The organism is Sphingomonas sp. (assembly GCF_041661825.1).
Lineage (GTDB): Bacteria > Pseudomonadota > Alphaproteobacteria > Sphingomonadales > Sphingomonadaceae > Sphingomonas.
On the sequence record NZ_JBAZTU010000002.1, the window covers coordinates 140,328 to 158,410 of the forward strand.

24 protein-coding genes are annotated in these 18,083 nt (G+C 65.1%); 13 read left to right on the plus strand and 11 right to left on the minus strand.

The genetic code is table 11. The features are described from left to right. Nucleotides 1-38 precede the first annotated feature (38 nt). The 3 genes from WC729_RS07670 to WC729_RS07680 all read left to right on the plus strand — a co-directional run bounded on the left by WC729_RS07670 (nt 39) and on the right by WC729_RS07680 (nt 2,314). Nucleotides 39-872: a LysR family transcriptional regulator gene (locus WC729_RS07670; RefSeq protein ID WP_372851255.1), complete on the plus strand. Its 834-nt coding sequence runs from the start codon at nt 39-41 to the stop codon at nt 870-872. A 113-nt stretch (nt 873-985) separates the two neighbouring features. Next, nucleotides 986-1,801, plus strand: coding sequence for a DUF6454 family protein (locus WC729_RS07675; protein WP_372851257.1), 816 nt, complete (start codon nt 986-988; stop codon nt 1,799-1,801). Nucleotides 1,802-1,942: 141 nt separating this feature from the next. Then, complete coding sequence (locus WC729_RS07680) at nt 1,943-2,314, plus strand: hypothetical protein (protein WP_372851259.1); 372 nt, start codon at nt 1,943-1,945, stop codon at nt 2,312-2,314. 26 nt (nt 2,315-2,340) lie between these two features. Here the strand turns inward: WC729_RS07680 and WC729_RS07685 are convergent, their stop codons facing one another. From WC729_RS07685 to WC729_RS07695, 3 genes are all read right to left on the minus strand, one after another. After that, nucleotides 2,341-2,733 (minus strand): response regulator, encoded by a 393-nt coding sequence (locus tag WC729_RS07685; protein ID WP_372851261.1) that lies wholly within the window; start codon nt 2,731-2,733, stop codon nt 2,341-2,343. 77 nt (nt 2,734-2,810) lie between these two features. After that, entirely contained in the window at nt 2,811-3,083 is a 273-nt protein-coding gene (locus WC729_RS07690; protein ID WP_372851263.1) for a hypothetical protein, read from the minus strand. Nucleotides 3,084-3,381: 298 nt separating this feature from the next. Beyond that, nucleotides 3,382-4,239, minus strand: coding sequence for a hypothetical protein (locus tag WC729_RS07695; protein WP_372851265.1), 858 nt, complete (start codon nt 4,237-4,239; stop codon nt 3,382-3,384). Between the two features lie 205 nt (nt 4,240-4,444). Between WC729_RS07695 and WC729_RS07700 the strand changes: the two genes are divergently transcribed. The 3 genes from WC729_RS07700 to WC729_RS07710 all read left to right on the plus strand — a co-directional run bounded on the left by WC729_RS07700 (nt 4,445) and on the right by WC729_RS07710 (nt 6,275). Beyond that, on the plus strand, nt 4,445-4,843 hold the full coding sequence (locus WC729_RS07700) for a RidA family protein (protein WP_372851267.1): 399 nt from the start codon (nt 4,445-4,447) through the stop codon (nt 4,841-4,843). A gap of 98 nt (nt 4,844-4,941) precedes the next feature. After that, nucleotides 4,942-5,475: a hypothetical protein gene (locus tag WC729_RS07705; RefSeq protein WP_372851269.1), complete on the plus strand. Its 534-nt coding sequence runs from the start codon at nt 4,942-4,944 to the stop codon at nt 5,473-5,475. Further along, nucleotides 5,472-6,275, plus strand: a complete 804-nt coding sequence (locus tag WC729_RS07710) for a hypothetical protein (RefSeq protein ID WP_372851271.1) — start codon at nt 5,472-5,474, stop codon at nt 6,273-6,275. Before WC729_RS07705 ends, WC729_RS07710 begins: the two co-directional genes overlap by 4 nt. On the opposite strand, the gene WC729_RS07715 is transcribed toward WC729_RS07710, so the two are convergent. Together WC729_RS07715 and WC729_RS07720 are read right to left on the minus strand one after the other, a co-directional pair. Further along, the gene (locus tag WC729_RS07715) at nt 6,272-6,664 is read right to left on the minus strand and encodes a hypothetical protein (protein ID WP_372851273.1); all 393 of its coding nucleotides are present in this window, start codon (nt 6,662-6,664) and stop codon (nt 6,272-6,274) included. The two genes, WC729_RS07710 and WC729_RS07715, sit on opposite strands and share 4 nt — an antisense overlap. 128 nt (nt 6,665-6,792) lie before the next feature. Next, on the minus strand, nt 6,793-7,272 hold the full coding sequence (locus WC729_RS07720; protein ID WP_372851275.1) for an Lrp/AsnC family transcriptional regulator: 480 nt from the start codon (nt 7,270-7,272) through the stop codon (nt 6,793-6,795). 94 nt (nt 7,273-7,366) lie between these two features. Here WC729_RS07720 and WC729_RS07725 point away from each other — a divergent pair, with 94 nt between their 5' ends. From WC729_RS07725 to WC729_RS07735, 3 genes are all read left to right on the plus strand, one after another. Further along, nucleotides 7,367-8,326 carry a threonine/serine dehydratase gene (locus WC729_RS07725; protein WP_372851277.1) on the plus strand — a complete coding sequence of 320 codons (960 nt, stop codon included), beginning with the start codon at nt 7,367-7,369 and terminating at the stop codon, nt 8,324-8,326. Next, entirely contained in the window at nt 8,323-8,682 is a 360-nt protein-coding gene (locus tag WC729_RS07730) for a VOC family protein (RefSeq protein ID WP_372851279.1), read from the plus strand. The genes WC729_RS07725 and WC729_RS07730 overlap by 4 nt, the downstream gene beginning before the upstream one ends. Nucleotides 8,683-8,856: 174 nt before the next feature. Further along, nucleotides 8,857-9,471, plus strand: coding sequence for a LysE family translocator (locus WC729_RS07735; protein ID WP_372851281.1), 615 nt, complete (start codon nt 8,857-8,859; stop codon nt 9,469-9,471). Nucleotides 9,472-9,499: 28 nt separating this feature from the next. Here the strand turns inward: WC729_RS07735 and mddA are convergent, their stop codons facing one another. Beyond that, nucleotides 9,500-10,234, minus strand: a complete 735-nt coding sequence (gene mddA, locus WC729_RS07740; protein WP_372851283.1) for a methanethiol S-methyltransferase — start codon at nt 10,232-10,234, stop codon at nt 9,500-9,502. Between the two features lie 160 nt (nt 10,235-10,394). Here mddA and msrB point away from each other — a divergent pair, with 160 nt between their 5' ends. Both msrB and msrA read left to right on the plus strand, forming a co-directional pair. Next, nucleotides 10,395-10,844, plus strand: a complete 450-nt coding sequence (gene msrB / locus WC729_RS07745) for a peptide-methionine (R)-S-oxide reductase MsrB (RefSeq protein WP_372851285.1) — start codon at nt 10,395-10,397, stop codon at nt 10,842-10,844. Then, entirely contained in the window at nt 10,841-11,350 is a 510-nt protein-coding gene (gene msrA / locus WC729_RS07750) for a peptide-methionine (S)-S-oxide reductase MsrA (protein WP_372851288.1), read from the plus strand. Before msrB ends, msrA begins: the two co-directional genes overlap by 4 nt. Nucleotides 11,351-11,387: 37 nt before the next feature. Here the strand turns inward: msrA and WC729_RS07755 are convergent, their stop codons facing one another. After that, nucleotides 11,388-12,320, minus strand: a complete 933-nt coding sequence (locus tag WC729_RS07755) for a hypothetical protein (RefSeq protein ID WP_372851290.1) — start codon at nt 12,318-12,320, stop codon at nt 11,388-11,390. A gap of 226 nt (nt 12,321-12,546) precedes the next feature. Between WC729_RS07755 and WC729_RS07760 the strand changes: the two genes are divergently transcribed. Beyond that, nucleotides 12,547-12,702, plus strand: a complete 156-nt coding sequence (locus tag WC729_RS07760) for a hypothetical protein (protein WP_372851292.1) — start codon at nt 12,547-12,549, stop codon at nt 12,700-12,702. 13 nt (nt 12,703-12,715) lie between these two features. Here WC729_RS07760 and WC729_RS07765 read toward each other — a convergent pair whose 3' ends face one another. After that, on the minus strand, nt 12,716-13,231 hold the full coding sequence (locus WC729_RS07765; RefSeq protein ID WP_372851294.1) for a DUF2867 domain-containing protein: 516 nt from the start codon (nt 13,229-13,231) through the stop codon (nt 12,716-12,718). Between the two features lie 124 nt (nt 13,232-13,355). Between WC729_RS07765 and WC729_RS07770 the strand changes: the two genes are divergently transcribed. Then, nucleotides 13,356-15,137: an aspartyl protease family protein gene (locus tag WC729_RS07770; protein ID WP_372851296.1), complete on the plus strand. Its 1,782-nt coding sequence runs from the start codon at nt 13,356-13,358 to the stop codon at nt 15,135-15,137. 30 nt (nt 15,138-15,167) lie between these two features. Here the strand turns inward: WC729_RS07770 and WC729_RS07775 are convergent, their stop codons facing one another. From WC729_RS07775 to WC729_RS07785, 3 genes are read right to left on the minus strand one after another with little or no spacing between them, the layout of a single operon-like run. Further along, nucleotides 15,168-15,539: a GFA family protein gene (locus tag WC729_RS07775; RefSeq protein ID WP_372851298.1), complete on the minus strand. Its 372-nt coding sequence runs from the start codon at nt 15,537-15,539 to the stop codon at nt 15,168-15,170. 5 nt (nt 15,540-15,544) lie between these two features. Further along, nucleotides 15,545-15,754: a hypothetical protein gene (locus tag WC729_RS07780; RefSeq protein WP_372851300.1), complete on the minus strand. Its 210-nt coding sequence runs from the start codon at nt 15,752-15,754 to the stop codon at nt 15,545-15,547. A gap of 20 nt (nt 15,755-15,774) precedes the next feature. Then, nucleotides 15,775-17,751, minus strand: a complete 1,977-nt coding sequence (locus WC729_RS07785; protein ID WP_372851302.1) for an alpha/beta fold hydrolase — start codon at nt 17,749-17,751, stop codon at nt 15,775-15,777. Nucleotides 17,752-18,083: the final 332 nt, after the last annotated feature.

Genomic DNA, 18,083 nt, shown 5'->3' on the forward strand with positions numbered 1-18,083 from the left:
TCACAAGACTGCGCTCTATTATTCTGTGGAGTGAACGATTGGCCGATTTACGGTATGCCGCCGGCTTCCATGCCGTAGCCGTCGCCGGCGGGATCAATGCTGCGGCGCGCGTGCTGGGCAGATCGCCATCCGCGGTGCATGCGGAACTGCGCCGGTTCGAACGCCTCGTCGGCGTGCCCCTGACCGAGCGCGCCGGCCGCGGGCTGCAATTGACGCCTGAAGGCCGCCGGCTGTTCGAAACGGTCGACCGTGCGCTCGCCGAGATCGACCGGGTCAGCACCGGCCTGCGCCAGCCGGAAGGGACGCTGCCGCTGCGGATCGGTACGGTCACCGGCTTTGGCCGATATCGGCTCGCCCCGCGGCTCTTCGCCACGATACCGCCCGAGCGCCCCGTCGACTTCCGGTGCGGGACGCATGACGAGGTCCTGTCAGCCCTCGCGCAGGGCGAGATCGATCTCGCTATCACCTACCGGCCGGTCACCTCCTTTCCCATCGAAACCATGGTGGTGGCGCAAGAAGAGATCGCGCTCGTCGGCGCCGTGCCGTCTCATGCGCTCCCGGACCTGGAGCGGCATCCCTGCATCACCTATCTCGAATCGGATTATGTGTTCGCGCACTGGTTCGCCGCGATCCATGGCCGCCAGCCTGTTTCGCTGCTGCCCCATGACCGCTTCGACGAACTCGAGGAGGCGCTCGCCAGTGTTTCCAACGGGCGCGGTTTCACGATCGCGCCTGTCGATGCCTGCAGGGCATTCGGGCTCGCGCCGGTTGGGCCGTCAGCGATCAACACCATGTTCCTGTGCGGCACTGCCGGGCGTCTGACCTCGCCGGATGCCGCCGCCGTGATCGAGGCCCTCGCACGGGAAGCCTAGCTCTTTCGGAAAAAGCGCTGGCGATCGCCTCCATTCACATCACCGTCGCATACCGCCGCTACCGGGCGCGCATCCAGTGCGGATGAGCCGAAAAGCCCCGGAGGCGACACGACATGAGCCGCAAGACGATACGGACCGCCCTGACGGCTGCCTCCCTGCTGTTGCTGAGCCTGACCGCGGCCGCCGCGCAGCAGGAGAGCACCGACCCGATCCAGCACGCGCAGCTCGTGGGGACCCTCCCCCTCGACGGCGAATTGTTTCACGTCCAGGGCGTCGACCTCGACAGCCGGCACATCTGGGTCACCTCGGTCGATCTCGCCGGCCACAGGGGCTATCTCCATCAATTCGACCGGCACAGCGGCAGGTTGCTGCGGCGCCTGGAGCTGACCGACGGGCCGCGATATCATCCGGGCGGGCTGTCGCTCCATGAGGGGTCGATCTGGGTGGCCGTGGCGGAAATGACGGCGAACAGCTCCGCCACGCTGATGGAGATCGACACGGAGAGTTTGCGGGTACGCCGCAGGATCCCGGTCGCGGACCATCTGGGGTGCGTCGCGGTCGCGGGCAGCACCCTCATCGCGGGCAATTGGGACAGCCAGTTGCTGCGCATCTTCGACCTGCCCAGCGGGAAACAGATCCGGGTCGTGCCCAACCCCTTCCCCACGCGGTATCAGGACATCAAGTTCGTCGACGGTCAGCTCGTCGCGAGCGGCGTGGTGACGCCGATCAGCGGGACGATCGACTGGATCGACTGGCCGTCGATGAAGCTCGTACGGACGGCCCGCACTGGCGTCACCGACCGCGCCAGAGCGTATACGGGCGAAGGCATGGCGGTGAAGGGGCGCGACCTGTTCCTCGTGCCCGAAGACGGCCCGAGCCGGTTGTTCCATTTCAGGCTCAGGGATCAGGAGCCGGAAGCCCGCAGCTAGCCACCGCACCTCTCCTTGCCGCATCGCTCCCCGAAAGCGCGCGGCCACCCTGGTCTCAGGCGGCGCGCATGTTCAGCGCCTTGATAAGGCAGCCTGTTTAACGAATAGGCTGCCAGCGGATATTTCGAAGCGGGGCAAATTGTGGAACGTCCGAAAGCGATCGTCTGGTTCGAGCGCTGTTACCTTGGCGCGTTCGCCATCAAACTCGCGTTGACGATCGTGAACTGGGACAAGGCGGATAGTGCGGCGACGCAGATTGGAACGACGATAGCCCTGCTGCTCTGGTTCGGCGTCGTGTATCGCCATTCCAATATATCCAGATGGATCATCATCATATTCGCGCTGATCGGCGCAATCTGGACCTGCATCAGTGTGGCGTCCGGCGCTTATGGCTGGGGCACGATTGTTCTGATGGTCGTGGCATTGATGCTGAACCTTGGCGCCGCCTTGCTGTTGATAGGCGCGAAGGTTGAGCCCTGGTTCGAAAAGCCCGCTACCGACGATCCTACCTGACGCTTCCGCAACAGCCCGGGTCAGCCCTACGCCGCCCCGATCCGCTGCAGCTTGGCCAGCAAGGTCTGCTCGTCGAACGGCTTGGTGACATATTCGTCCGCGCCCGCGCCGATGCCCTGGTAGATGTCGGGCGTCTCGGACTTGGAGGTACAGAACACCACTTTCGGCCCCGCCCCGCCGTCGAGCCGGCGCAGCGCGGCGACGAACTGGACGCCGGTCATCACCGGCATTTCCCAGTCGAGCAGGATCAGGTCGGGCATCGCCGTCTTGCAGCGGGCGAGCGCCTCCTCGCCATTCTCTGCCTCGATCACCTGATAGCCCAGGCCCGAGATGATGCGGTGCGCGACCTTGCGGATCACCCGCGAATCGTCGACCAGCAGGCAGCGCCGCTGGCGTGGCGGCGCGGCGGGCTCGGGCATCGCCGCGGCCGGCTCGGAGGGATCCGCGGGGAGCGGCGCGGATCGGCCGATCGCCGCCGCGCTCCCCAGGCGCTTGATCAGACCGTGAATGGCTGTGGCTCCCTCTGGCTGAGGACCTGGCTCGCCGCGGCGACCACGGCCTGGTCCGCATCGGTCATGCGGACATGGATATAGGGCACCCAGACGTCGCCGAATTCGGCCTTCTGGTACCACACGTCGATGACATCGTACGACGCCCAGAAACCGTCCGGCTGGCGCAGCCGCAGTCCCTCGCCGATCCGCGGGACTGAGGTGAAGCGCAGCCCGATCTGGGTCTGGTGTGTCTCGTTCTGGACTTCGATCTCGATCAAGGACTGCAGCCTCCAGTGCGCCGGGGCACCTTAATCCGTAATTCTTGCCGAAAAGCGAATGCCGTCGCGGTGCCGGGCTCGGCGGTGACAATGTCGACAACCGCTACACCCTGCGCGGCCGGTCGCTGACATGACCACCATCCACACTCTCATTTTATCTATTTGAAAAATAAAGACAAACTATTTTACGGCAAGGCGTGAAAATGTCAGTGACCCTACTGACATTTCCAACGCACGCTCGATTCAACCACCGGGCCATACCGCCTAGAACCGCATCATGGCGAAGGCCCGCGCCCGATCACCGATACCGCATCTCGGTCCTCACCCCATATTCCACCGGCGCGAACGCCCGGTCGATCCGGATCTCGGCCGATTTCGTCTTGCCGTCATAGGACAGGATCGTGAAGAGCGCGCCAAAGGCCTCGATCGTCCGCGGCAGGGCGCCGCCGCCCCTGAACAGCGTCTGCCCGTTGCTGAACGCCAGCGGCTTCCCCTCTTCGACGACTTGCATATGCGTGCTCAGATTCCCGATGATGCCGACTTGCCCGTCGAAGATCATGCGGACCTCGCTCTCGCCCGGCATGCGCGCGATCCCCAGCTTGCGGATGGGGACTGGCTGGATCTCGACCGGCGTGATCGGCTCGCGGTTCGAGGTATCGGCAACGAACGCCTTGTCCGCGGTGCCGTCATTGCCCGCATCGATCAGGCAGGATTGAGTCCGTATATGCCGAAGCTTGGCGATCGCATCGAGGTCCATGCCGACCGCACCGATCTCGGACAGCCCGACGACCCGCTTCTTGCCGGTCGGTTTCGCGACCGTGCAATAGAGTTTGTCGCCGCCGCGGATCAGGCTGGCGGCCATGCCCGACACGCTCGACTGGATGAGCTGCTCGTCCTTGCCGATCGCGACCGCCTGGCCAAGGAACGAGAAGCTGACATCCGCCTCCAGCGCCGCCGCATGCGACCGGCCCAGCGGCTGGCGGTAGAAGACCTCGCCTTTCCGCGCGGTCACCACCGCTCCCGGCACCACCGAGCCGCCATCGGCCAGGATCACGTTGCGGGCCTCATCGACCAGCACATTCAACTGCGCCATCAACGGCACCGCCAGCGGCACCAGGAGCAGCGCGCGCAGGCGCCTGTGACGATTGCCGGCCATTGCCTCTCCCCCCGTTTGCATTCCCCGGGGAATGCTACGCCTTCCTCCCATGCTGCGTCGAGACCGGATTGAATGACGGGAAGCATTGACATACGGAGCGTATGCGAACACAACTGACATACGAAGCGTATATGAGTCGGCTCGGGAAGATCGAACCCGCGATACGCGCAACGTTCCCGCAACCGCTACCGATGAAGGCACAGACATGTCCCACCGCGACGCCATCTTCCCCGCCGACCGCCATGCCTTGTACGAAGCGCATCTGTATTCGGCCGCCATCCGTTCCGGCGACCTCCTCTTCGTCTCGGGTCAGGTCGGCAGCCGCGAGGACGGCTCGCCCGAGCCGGTGTTCGAGGACCAGGTCAAGCTGGCATTCGCCAATCTACGCGCCGTGCTGGCCGCGGCCGGATGCAGCATCGACGATGTGGTCGATGTCACCACCTTCCACACTGATCCCGAGGCGCAGCTCGAGACGGTGATGGCCGTGCGCGCGGCCGAGATCGGCGCGCCGCCCTATCCGAACTGGACCGCGGTCGGCGTGACCTGGCTCGCCGGCTTCGATTTCGAGATCAAGGTCATCGCCCGGATTCCCGCAGCGGGGTAGGTACCGCGATGCCTGCGCGAAATGTCAGCAACCCTGAGGCGCGAGGACGTTGCAACCGTCGGACGCGCCGCCTATCCTCCCGCAATCCGGGGGGAACCATGAAGCGCGTCCTGTTTTCCATCATCCTGCTGGCCAGTCCGGGCTCGCTGTTCGCGCAGGCCGCGCCAGCGCCACCGCCCCTGGACGATGCGCTCCCCGATCTTGCGGTACCCGCCAAGCAATGGGGCGATGACCGCAAATATATCGTGTTCCACAAGCCGGGCGGGACGGTGGAGCAGGCCAGCGCCGATCTCTCCTTCTGCTGGCGCTTCCTGCCGCACGGCGTGTCGCGGTCGTCGCCCTCCTTCGTCCCCTGGCGACGGAACGACGCGACCCGCCAGGTGTCCTATGACGGCGGCAGTTTCGGTCTTGTCGGTTACGCGATCGCCGCGATCATCGCGGGGCCGCTCGAGCGGAGCATCCGTCAGTCGCGCCTCTACCGGTGCATGGTCCCGCGCGGCTATGCCCGCTACCGCACCTCGGAGGATGTCTGGAAGCTGCTCAACGAGGGCGAGGACGTCCCGCGCGCGATCCGGCTGCAGGCCAGGATCGCGGCCGGCCCAGTGCCCCCCACGCCGAAGGTCGAGCCGTGATGAAGCCTGTCCTGCGCTGCCTGCTCGCCTGCCTCGTCTTCTGCGCGAGTCCGCTCGCCGCGAAGGAGAGCAGTGAGATCCGCCAGATCGTGGCCGGCGAGCCGATTCAACTCGCCCCCGCCAGGGCCTATGTGCTGGTTCGCCTCGACACCGACTTCAGCAAATTCTCCGCTCATATCCTGCGCATCCCCTCGGACGAGGAAATGCAGGCCTATGAGACGGCAAAACGCGCTGCCTTCGACAAGGCCGGGAAAAAGAAGGGGCCGTACGAATCCTTCGTCTTCGATTATGAGGGCCGGCCCAATTTCCTGTCGCTCATACCCAAGAAGGTCGTCGCCATGGCCGGCAAGCTGGCGGTCGTCCTCGCCGAGATTCCGCCCGGCGACTATGTCCTCTACGGCGAGGGGTTCAACAACTACCTTTACCAATGCTTCTGCTTCGGCACGGTCGGGTTCAGCGCGCGCGCCGGCGCGGTGACTGATCTCGGCACGATGTTCTTCGCCAAGGCCTGGGCACCTTCCCCCATCCCAGAGCTCGCCGGAGAGGTCGATCTGGGCCGAACCGCAGTGATGGATTACGGGCTCTTCGCGGTGGCGCTCCGGCCGAAGCGCGCCGACGATGCCATGCCGGCCGGCCTCGATCCCGCTTCCGTCTCGCCTGCCACGTTTCACGCGGTGGGCCCGTTCGTCGACACCAACACGCTGCTGATGAACCGGCTCGCCGCCATCCCCGGCGTGCTCGCCTATGATGGCGGACGAGTCATCAATGTAGCGGACGGCAAGGAAGCCCTGCCGAACTAGGCGGTCGTCGCCGGGCCCCGGCGCGCCTGCGTCGCCTTTGCGAACAGCGCGCCGGAAACCAGCCACAGCAGCGCGAAGAACCCGTTCAGCGCGAACAATCCCGCTGGCCCGGAAGGTTCCTGCGCCGCAACGGGTCCGGTCGAGACGATAACGCCAAGCATGATCTGGATCGCGGCGACGCTGACCATGGTCCGCGCCATTCCCCTGGCGCGGCCTTCGGCGGCAAATGCCCCGACGGCGGCGACCGCGACCAACCCGAAAAAGCTCAGATTGACCGGATTGTCCTCTTCGCCGGCAATCCCGACGGCAAGATTCATCCAGGTGATCAGGAACGCGGCGGCAATCGCCAGCGCAACGCCCGCCCGGTAATTCCAATTTCCGCTCGCCACAGCCTGTCTCCCTTGACGGTTTGGCGACCGTCTACAGCCCGGGAATGGACGCGGCATGAGGAAGATGTGGGGATTCCGTGGAGGCACGGACAACATCTTTCCCGGGTCGCTTCAGCCTCCCGGAAAACTCAGTCGTCCAGCGCGATGGGGATCGCCAGGCTGCGCTTGGCGACACCAAGCGCGACATTGGTCGTGAACCGGCGCACATTGGGATTCTCCGCCACCAAGCGGCTCATGAACGCGTCATAGGCCTCGATGTCCGGCGCGGTCACGACCAGGATGAAATCCGCCGTCCCGGTGACATAGAAGATCTCCTGGATGCATTCCTCCGCCGTCATCCACTGCCGCAAGCGCCCGATCAGCTCCGGCCGTTCGCGCTCGATCTCCAGCGCGACGATGAAGAAGGCGGGTTTGCCCACCCTCACCGGATCGACCACCGCGACATTGGCCAGGATCACCCCGTCCTGCCGCAGGCGCTTCAGCCGTCGCAGCACCGCCGAGGCGGACAGGCCGACCCGCTCCGCGAGTATGTCGGCGGTCAGGTCGTTCTCCTGCTGCACGATCTGCAGCAGCTTGCGGTCGAATCGATCCAGGTCAGTCTTCGCCATGATCCGTCATCTATAACGATATTGCGCCGAATTCCGGCAATCCGGCCCTCGCCTTCGTCGATTTCCGGTGCGTGTCCGCGATATCCTCCCCACCATGCAATACCCCTCCGCCACTGCCATCGCCGCCGCCCGAGAGTCGATCGACCGGGTCTTTCTCGACACGCCGATGCGCCGTGCCACCTCGCTCGACCGCGCGCTCGGCATCACGGTGCAGTTCAAGGACGAAACGGCCACACCGATCCGCTCTTTCAAGGGGCGCGGCGCCTGCGCGTTCGTCGCCGGGCTGGCCCGGGCGGAGCATCTGGTGTGCGGATCGGCCGGCAATTTCGGCCAGGGCCTCGCCTGGGCCGCACGCCGCCGCGCCATGCCGCTCACTGTCTTCGCCGCCACTGGCGCGGCCGCCTGCAAGGTCGCCGCCATGCGTGATCTCGGCGCGGATGTCAGGCTCGCCGGCCATGACTATGACGCCGCCAAGGCCGAGGCCGAGAACCATGCCCGCCGCACGGGCCGGGTCTATGTCGAAGACGGCGCGGCGCGCTCCATTGCGGAGGGTGCGGGCTCGATCGGCATGGAATTGTCGCGCGATGCGGACGCCTTCGATCACATCCTGCTGCCGCTCGGCAACGGCGCGCTGGTCTCGGGGGTCGGCGCCTGGTTCCGCCACGCCGCGCCCGGGGTGCGGATCGTTGCCGTCGCTGCCACCGGTGCGCCCGCGATGGCGCAGGCCGTGCTCACGGGCGAGGCGGCCATGGGCACGCAGGCCGACACCATCGCTGACGGCATCGCGGTGCGTGTGCCGATCCCCTACGCCGTCGAATGCGTCCGCCGCGTTGTCGACGATGTTGTGCTGGTCGACGACCACGCGATCCGCACCGCGATGGCGCTGATTGCCGAACATCTCGACCTTGTCGTCGAACCAGCCGGCGCGGCCGGCCTCGCTGCCCTGATCGCCGAGCCGGACCGGTGGCGCGGGCAGAAGGTCGTCATCCCTCTGTGCGGCGGCAATGTCGACGCGCCGCTCTCCCTCTCACGATCCCAAGGAAGACCATCATGATCGACCATCTCGAACTCAAGACGCGCGATCTCGCCGAAAGCGTGCGCTTCTACACTGACCTGCTCGGTCCGCTCGGCTACAAGCTGACGGTCGATGGCCCCGCCAAGGGCTTCGGCGACGGCCTGTCGCTCGATCTCTTCCTTCTGGAGGGAAATCCTTCGGCGAATGTGCACTTCGCCTTCCGCGCGACCGATCGCGCTACCGTCGAGCGCATCTGTGCGCTCGGCCGCGACGCCGGGCACAAGCTAGACCGCGAACCGGCCCTCGCCCCGCATATCCACCCGAATTATTATGCCGGCTATCTCCGCGATCCGGACGATCGCCTGGTGGAATTCGTCTGCCACGCGCCGGAATGAGGAGAGGCCGCTGCCTCGACGCCCATCCCAATCGACGTCTTGGAAAACTCGCTGGGTAATATCCTGTCGAAGCGGGCGCCGCCATCCTGGCCGGTGGAACGACCCCACGTGAGATGTCCGAAGTTGCAGGCGCCGAATCTTCATCATATAAAGATATAAAGATATCTTTATATGATGAGTCGCACCATGATCGCTGAAGCCTTCGCCTTTGTCCTGGCAGCCACCGCCCTCCTCGGATCGCCGGGGCCAGGCATCACTGCGCTCGTCGCCGTGGGGCGAAGCTTCCCACGTCGCGCGGCCGTGCGATTTTATGGTGCGATGCAATTGGGCCTGGCGATCGCGGCGGCAGTCAGCGTCGCGGGACTAACCGGCGTCCTCAGCGCCTTTCCGGTCTTGCAGACTGTGCTGATGATCCTGGCGACGATCTATCTCCTCTGGCTGGCCTGGACGATCGCGTCGGCTCCGGTCGGCGGCACCGTGATCGGCGACGCTCCGGGCGGATCGCTCACCAGCAAGGGCGCTTTCTTCCTGGGTGTCGCCAATCCCAAGGCCTATCTCGCCTTCGCGTCGCTGTTCGGCTCGTTCGCCTTGCTGCCGTCATCGGCGGGGCTTGCTGACGGCGCGCTGAAATGGCTGCTGTGCGTTGCGGTGATGGTCGTCGTGGACCTGGGATGGCTCGTCCTCGGCATGGTCTTCGGGACGATCGCGCTGTCGCCCCGGGGGGAGCGCCTCTTCAACATCCTGATGGGCACAGCCGTGCTAGGCGCCTGTGTCGCCACCTGGCTGTAAAAAAGGGGTCAGCACGGCCCGGCGCCACTCACCGGCGCAGCTTCGGCGCGAGCATGCCGACCTCGTCGCGATACTGGACATAATGATCGCCGAACATGCCGACCAGATCGCGCTCCTCGTGCCGGATCGCGATCAGGATATAGACGAACATCGAAGCAGCGAGCAGCAGATGCCCCGCGGTCATCACCGGGATCGCCCAGAAGGCCAGAATGAAGCCGCTATACAGCGGATGCCGGACGAGCTTGTAGAAGAAAGGCTTCCGGAACACCGGCGCGGACGCCGCAGCGTTCCGCGCATGGCCCCAGACCTGCTTCAGGCCGAACAGCTCGAAATGGCTGATCAGGAAGGTGCTGAGCAGCACGATCCCCCAGCCGGTAGCGAACAGAGCATAGATCGCGATCACGGCCGCCGGATTCTCGACCGACCAGATCACCGTCGGGATCGGCCGCCAGAACAGGAACAGGACGATCAGCGCGAGGCTGGCCAGCAGTACATAGACGCTGCGCTCGATCGGCTCCGGCACGATCCGGGTCCATTGCCGCTTGAATGCAGGCCGCGCCATCACGCTGTGCTGCACGCCGAACAGCGCGACCAGCGCAAGATCGACGATCGCGGCCAGCCCCGCACCGCCGACCGGCCCGCCGCGATCGACCGTCAGCGGCACCCAGGGCAGGTTGCCGACAAAGGCGACGAGATAGAGGAAGGTGGCAAAGAAGATCAAATAGGCGGCGAGGCCGAACAGCAGGAAAAATCCGCGGGTCATGATCGCGCTCCGACGGCAATGACGCACTATCAGCGACGGCGCGATGCTGCGACCGATCAGCGCCGGAATATAGGCGGGAATCGACATCGGGCCCGAGCCGGCGTCCTCTGGAACAACAAGACACGCCACCCCATATCCGTCGCCGAAACGGAGGTACCCAATGACCGAGTATCGCAAGACGGCCGAGGCCGTCGCCGCCCTCACCCCGGAAGAATTCTACGTCACGCAGAAAAGCGGGACGGAACGCCCCGGCACGGGCAAATATCTGAACAACAAGGAGCCCGGTATCTATGTCGATATCGTCTCCGGCGAGCCCTTGTTTGCGTCATCAGACAAATATGAATCCGGCTGCGGCTGGCCGAGCTTCACCAAGCCGATCGAGCCCGCCAACGTAAGCGAGCTGCGCGATGCCAGCCTCGGCATGGTGCGCATCGAAGTGCGCTCGGCGGGTGGCGACAGTCATCTCGGCCATGTCTTCGACGACGGCCCGCGCGATCGCGGTGGCCTGCGCTATTGCATCAACTCCGCCTCGCTTCGCTTCGTCCATCGCGACGAGATGGAGGTGCAGGGTTACGGCGCGTATCTGAACCAAGTGGAGGAAGTTGCATGAGCCAGGAAACCGCAATTCTCGCCGGCGGCTGCTTTTGGGGCGTGCAGGATCTGGTGCGCCGCCAGCCCGGCGTGATCTCGACGCGCGTCGGCTATTCCGGCGGCGAAGTTCCCAACGCGACCTATCGCAACCATGGCAATCATGCCGAGGCGATCGAGATCGTCTTCGATCCCGAGGTGACGAGCTTTCGCAACCTGCTCGAATTCTTCTTCCAGATCCACGATCCGAGCACGAAGAACCGTCAGGGCAATGATGTCGGCGCCAGCTACCGTTCGGCGATCTTCTATACGAGCCCGGAGCAGAAAGCGGTCGCCGAAGACACCATCGCCGATGTCGACGCCTCCGGTCTGTGGCCCGGCAAGGTCGTCACCGAGGTGACTCCAGCCGGCGATTTCTGGGAGGCCGAGCCCGAGCATCAGGATTATCTCGAACGGCTTCCCAACGGCTATACCTGCCACTTCGTCCGCCCGGGCTGGAAACTCCCGCACCGCGCCGACGCTGCGTAAACCGCCGCCGCGGGGAGCCATCTCCCCGCGGCGATTTTCAGCTTCCATTCGCCGGTTCTTCGGTCGCCGACGTTGCCGCCGCGGCGCGCTCGCGCGGCCGGAAACGCCGCCACGCCAGCCAGCCGAGCAGCACGACGATCCCCGGCGGCCCGAAAAAGGCGAGCAGGCCAAGGATGACGGCGATCGTCACCTGGACCGATCCAATCGCGGTATCGGCCGCGCTGGTCAGCGGCGAGCTTGCGTCGAAGCCGCGGACGGCCTTGCCCGATCCGTAATCGAACACCATCGGCGTGTCGGCCAGGCTCTCCTGCTGCTCCGCCGTACTGTCCTTGGTCGCCTCGATCCTCTGCGCGATCTCGGCACGCTGACGCTGAAGCTCGACGCGCTCTTCCTCGGAGAGCTTGGGTTTGGCCAGCTCGGCATCGATCCGCTTCAGTTCCTCGCTCGCGCGCGTCCGTTGGGTATTCAGCCGGCCGATCGCGGCGCCGGCATCTGTGCCGGTAATCTCGGCATCGACCAGCGTGCCTTCGGCCGCCTCGACCACGCCGATACCCTTTTTGCCGAAGTCGCGCGCGATCGTGGGATCGAGCTTGAAGGCAAGCATCGCCTCGACATTATTCTCCCCGAGCAGCCGGTACCGCATGCCGGTAATACGGCAACGCGCGATACCGAGCTTCTCGCACGCCTGGGCATGCGCTTCCTGCGCGGCCGCGATGCGGGCCGAGGGCAGGCGGAAAGCATAATGATAGGAAAAGGCGACGCCCGGCGCGGCGGTCACCCCGATCCCACCGGGCGCGACCATGGCGGGTGGAGCGGCGACATCATAAGTCACCGCCCGTTCGGACGTCGCGGGCGCCTGCATCTGAGCGGAAGGGGCGGAGGAGGTCGACGCGGAATCGGCCTCCCTGTCGGAGGGTCTGCCACAGGCCGCGAGGCAGAGGCAGGTCGTCGTCAGCAACAGGGTACGCATCGTCGATCTCTCCCGTTATTTGATACATCATCACATCAGGGGAGTATCAAAGTCAATGGAGGTTGTGTCGATGCAGATCGAGGTTTACCTTGATTTTCAGACAGGATTTCGGGCCCGCCCCGTGCCGAGGTCACGTTCGCCGGCACGCCCCGTACCTTCGATAGAATGCGGAACCGGCAGATCGCCGCCCCGTTCACTGGACGAAACGCAACGCATGGAGGCAGATATGTCCATCAATGGCGCACACTGGGACAAGGAACTTCGCGCTCTACTCGACCAGATTCAGGCGCGTCCTTCGCGGGACTGGACGGCGGAACGCCAGCGGGTCGCCGTCCTGAAGAACCTGATGACGGCGCGGGGCAAGGCGGCGGTCGCGGCGTGACGGCGGCGATTGTCTAGGACTCGGTCGGCCAGCCTCGCTGCGCCGCCCGGGTCAGATAAGATTTCACGATCACCCGGTGAAATGGCGCGATCACCGCGAGATACGCGCGCCCCAGCATATTGTGGCAATGCACAACGGTGATCGCGACCAGTTCCCGCCCCTCCCCGCTGGCCGCATTGCGGACCAGCGTGGAGGTCCGGAAATCGAGATGCCGGTCGTCCTCGCCCAGCACCAGCTCACGCGGCGACCGGTCCAGCACCGGGAAGAAATCGATCCGCTCGCCCGGCTGGCCCTGCGCAATCGCAGCTGATGTCTTCACCCCCAGCGGCGCCATCACCGTATCGCGTATCCGCATCAGCGTGCGCGCCCAGCCCGCTGGCTGTCCCAGTACGGCGCGTGCCAGTCGCTCGATATCGCCCGTCGCATCGGCCGGCAGCGCGACGGCATAGGCGTCCACCAGGTCGGCGCCCGGGTAGAGCGTCGCCAGCATGCTGTCGGTCGGGGCGGGTACCGCGCGGGCCTTGATCATGACGTTGCGTAGCACGAACCCACGGCACGGCCGAAACAACCAATTCGCGCAACATCCAGTTGACCGCACCGCGCCGGCGCGCGACCAATGCCGTGCGATAACGCCATGAAAAGAAGGACCTTAGGTGCGGACCCTGCCCATGCTTGCCGCGCTCGCTGCCGGCGCCGTCGCCCTTCCCGCTTCGGCCGAAACCAAATGCTCCGTCGGCCAGATGCTGCAGCTGCCCGTCACCATGTCCGGCCTCCGCCCGATGGTGCCGGCCAGGATCAACGGTCACGATGTCAAATTCATCGTCGACAGCGGCGCCTTCTACAGCAACATCTCGCCGGGCTCGGCGGCCGAACTGGGATTGAAGCTCAGCGACGCGCCGGGGAACATGCGGGTGATCGGCATCGGCGGGGAGACGCGCATCTCGATCGCCCGGGTGAAGGATTTCGGGCTGGGCGAGGCCAATCTGCACAATATCGAATTCATGGTCGGTGGCGGCGAGATGGGCGGCACCGGATTGCTCGGCCAGAACGTCCTTGGCATCGGCGATGTGGAATATGACCTTGCCGGCGGTGCGATCCGGCTGATGAAGTCGAAGAACTGCGGCAATGTGAACCTCGCTTATTGGGCGGCGGAAAAGAAGCTCGCCGTCTCGGTGATCGAGATCGAGACGCCCACGCCGGCCGCCCCGCATACTGCTGGCACCGTGATGCTGAACGGCGTGAAAATCCGGGCGATCTTCGATACCGGTGCCGCGACCACGATGATCACCAAGGGCGCCGCGGCCCGCGCCGGCATCAAGCCGGATTCGCCCGGGGTCGAGCCGGCCGGCGAGTCAGGCGGCATCGGGCGGCGCACCTACGCGAGCTGGATCGGCCCGTTCCAGAGCCTGAAGATCGGCGACGAGGAGATCCGCAAGATCCGCCTGCGCTTCGCCGATATCAACCAGACCGACTTCGACATGCTGATCGGTGCGGATTTTTTCCTGTCGCACCGCGTCTATGTCTCGAACGCGCAGCGCCGCATCTTCTTCACCTATAATGGCGGGCCGGTCTTCGATCTCAGCGTCAGGAAGGCCGAAGCAATGGCCGCTGCGGACGCGAAGACCACCCCGGCGGATTCTACCGGTGCGGTCGCCGGCCCGGCGACCGCACAGGACTTCAGCCTTCGCGGCAATGCCCGCGCCGCGCGCAGCGACTTCAGGGGCGCCCTGGCCGACCTCACCCGTGCGGTCGATCTCGCGCCCGACAATGCCGAATATCGCTACCAGCGCGCGCTGGTCCTGATCCGCACCGAGAAACCCGGCGAGGCGCGGACCGACCTGGATCGCGCACTGACCCTGAAACCCGCCTACCCTGAGGCGCAGCTGATGCGGGCAGGCGTGCGGTTCCGCGCCGACGACAAAGCGGGGGCACGCGCAGACGTGGACGCGGTCGAACACGCCCTGTCCGAATCCTCCGACCTGCGCCTGTCTCTCGGAAGCTATTACGAATCGCTCGACGACCCGGGCGCCTCGGTAGCGCAATATGATCGCTGGATCGCCGCTCATCCGGCCGACAACCGTATGCCGATGGCGCTCAACGGCCGCTGCTGGGCGCGCGCGCTTGCCGGCAAGGACCTGGACAAGGCGATCGGGGATTGCGACCGCGCGCTCAGGCTCCGCCCGAAGACGGCGGCCTTTCTCGACAGCCGGGGCCTTGCCCGTCTGCGCAACGGCGATCTCGACAAGGCGCTGGCAGACTATAACGCCGCGCTCGCGCTGGAACCGAAAATGGCTTGGTCGCTCTACGGCCGCGGCCTGGCCGAGCACCGCAAAGGCATGACCGCCCAGGCCAAGGCGGACATCGCCGCCGCCATCGCCCTGCAGAAGGACCTGCCGGACAAGGCGAAGAAGATCGGGCTGAAGGTGCCGAACTAACGGCGATCATGCGCATGTGGAATGCGCACCTCACCAAAGATGCTTGCCGTCCAATACCGTCACCGGCCAATCCGCTGCCTCGAAATCCTCGAATAGCCGCGCGTTCACGGCGACCCGTCGGGTCTTGCCATCCCAACTCCCGTCCGGTTTGAAATCCGGGCTGTCGGCATAAAGGTCGCAGCCGCACGCGCTGCAGAAATGGTTGGCGACCGTCCTGGAATTCCAGCGATACACCGCGTCGCTGTCCGCCTGAGTCACCTTTAGCTGCGCGGGTTCGTAGTAAGCGTATAGATGCCCGCGCTTCGAACAAAAGGAACAGGTACAGCGGGTGAGCTTCTCGGGCAGTTCCCCGTCAATCTCGAAGGCATTGCGTCCGCAATGACAGCGTCCGATGAGCGCCATGTCGATTACCCACGCTGTTGGGCGAGGCGTTCGGGCTGACCTGGAAGAGGCACCGGGCCGTCGCCCGCGGCGCTGTCGCTGTCGTAATCCTCGCCCGAACTACCGCCCCCCGCGCCCACGCCGCTGCCATGAACTTCGCCCGTCGCTGAATCGATCGATGCGCGCTTGCCGTTTTCCGGCGGGATATCCGGGGTGCCGCGAACGGTCTCGGTCATGGCTCTTCTCCTTGCGCACCTCAACGGTCGGGAGGAAAGGCCGTTCCGGGGTTGCCCGAGTCTCCGCGCTTCAGCGTCTTTGCGAGGAAGGCATCCGTCTGGGCCAGCAGGTCGGCGCGGACCTTGCTGTCGTCGAGCTGGTGGTCCAGCCCCGGATAGACGACCAGCCGGGTCGATTTCCCCGCCGCCCGCAGCGCCGAATCCATCTGCCGCGAATCCCTGATGTCGACGTTCAGGTCCTGATCGCCATGAAACATCAGGACCGGTGCCTGGAAGATGTCGGCGTGCCGCACTGGAGACCCCTCGGCCGCATTGGCATTCGAGCCGACGAATTTCGAGACGAGCACGGCATTCTGATGGTCGCGCTGATCGCTTCGCAACGCTTGCAGATCAGTGACCGGCGCCACCGCGACTACCACCTTGAACAGGCCCGGATCGAGGTAATTGACCTGCAACGCCGCATAGCCGCCATAGGACCAGCCGAAGATGCCGAGCCGATCGGGATCAGCAATGCCCTGTTTGGTCAGCCATCGCCCGGCGTCGATCACGTCACCGACTGCGATGCGCCAGGACTTGAATCCGCTCTCGCTCAGAAAGGCGTCGCCATAGCCGGTAGATCCGCGGAACTGCGGTTGCAGCACGGCATAGCCGCGCGCGGCGAAGAACTGGGCCAGCCAGTCGAACCCCCACACGTCGCGCGACGCCGGCCCGCCATGCGGCATCACGATCGCGGGCAGCCCCTTCCCGGTCGATCCGACGGGCAGGGTCAGATAGGCGGGGATCATCGTGCCGTCCGCCGCCGGGTAGGAGATCGGGCGCTGCTCGGCCAGCTTGCGGGTATCGAGTTGCGGACGCGCGCGCAGCACTTCGGTCAGATGCTTGGTGTCCCGGTCGAACAGATAATAATGCCCGGCATCCACGTCGCTCGCGGCGAACACCAGCAGCTTGCGCTCGTCCGCGCTTGCCCCCTCGAACACGATGGTGGGCAGCTTGGGCAGAACCTTGGTCAGGCTCGCCGCCAGGGTCCGATATTCCGGATCGAAATAGACCGCATGCTGCTGGTCGGTGATGTAGCTGTACCCGATCGGCCGTTCGTGCCGGCCGATCGTCTGGACTCCGCTCACATCGACCTGGGGATGCGCGAAGACGAGCTCGGTCTTCATCGAGCCATCCAGCGCGACGCTGTACAGCGCATCTCGCCCATCCAGCTTCTGAAAAGCGTAGACGATATTCTTCTGTGCATCGACGACCGCGGGCCTCAGGCCTTTTCCGTCGACATCGATCCGGCTGAAGACCTGCCAGTCGCCATCGTGCCCCGGCTGGTAACGATAGGTCACCTTCCCCGTATAATTGAACTGGTTGTTGAAATTATACTCAGCGGTGAAGCGGACCGTGCCGTTCCCGTCGGTGATATAGCTCCCGGCGTCGGGCGCCTTGACCCGCTCCCCCTCAGCCGTCCGCGTATCGACCCGTTCCAGGCCCATCACGCCGTCCTTTCGGAAGCGGATCATCAAGATCTGCGCATCGGCGCCGGACAGCCAGTCGACAACGCGGCCGTCATAGGTCCTGGGGCCGTAATACATCGCCCGGTTGGGCTTCCCCATCGCCAGCGCCTTGGTGCCGTCGGCGTCGACCGCGACGATCCGGTTCCAGCCGAGCTTGCGATCCTGCAGGTCCGATACGCCGTAAAGCTCGCACACGAGCCGGTCGTTGGCGGACCAGCCGCACCTGGTGATCCGCAACGGCTTGCCGTCGGCGTAGGTGACGGTCTTCATCTCGCCCGTCGCGACATCCTCGACCACGGCCGTGTTCATCGGCCCCGCACCGGGCGAGACGAACACGACATGCTTGCCGTCCGGCGAAAGGTCGACGCTTTGCACCCAGGGCTGAGCGCCGAACGCCTCAGCGATCTTCACCGGATCATCGGCGGCGCGCGCCGCTACGCTCCCGACCTCCGCGATCACACCGAGCGCCGCCCATCGCCACAATGTCTTCACTGGAATCGTCCCCGCAACCAGCGAAGACCCTATTCTTCCGGCAAATCCGGCAACAATGAATTCGGCGTCACAATCGAACGAAATCGCTGCGATACCAGGTGCATGTCAGATCAAGAACGGCTTGCGCCACTGCGAACAGGCCCCTTGCCCATCCGCGCTGTTCGGCAGACGGCGCACCACAGGGTCGCGCCGGATCAGTGCCAGAAGATCAACAGCAGAATGATGATCGGGAGCGGAATGCCGATCAGCCACAGCAAGATCCCTTTACCCACGACATGCTCCTCTCGATTGTTTCGCTGGTAATACAACCATCTCGCCGGCCCACCGTTCCA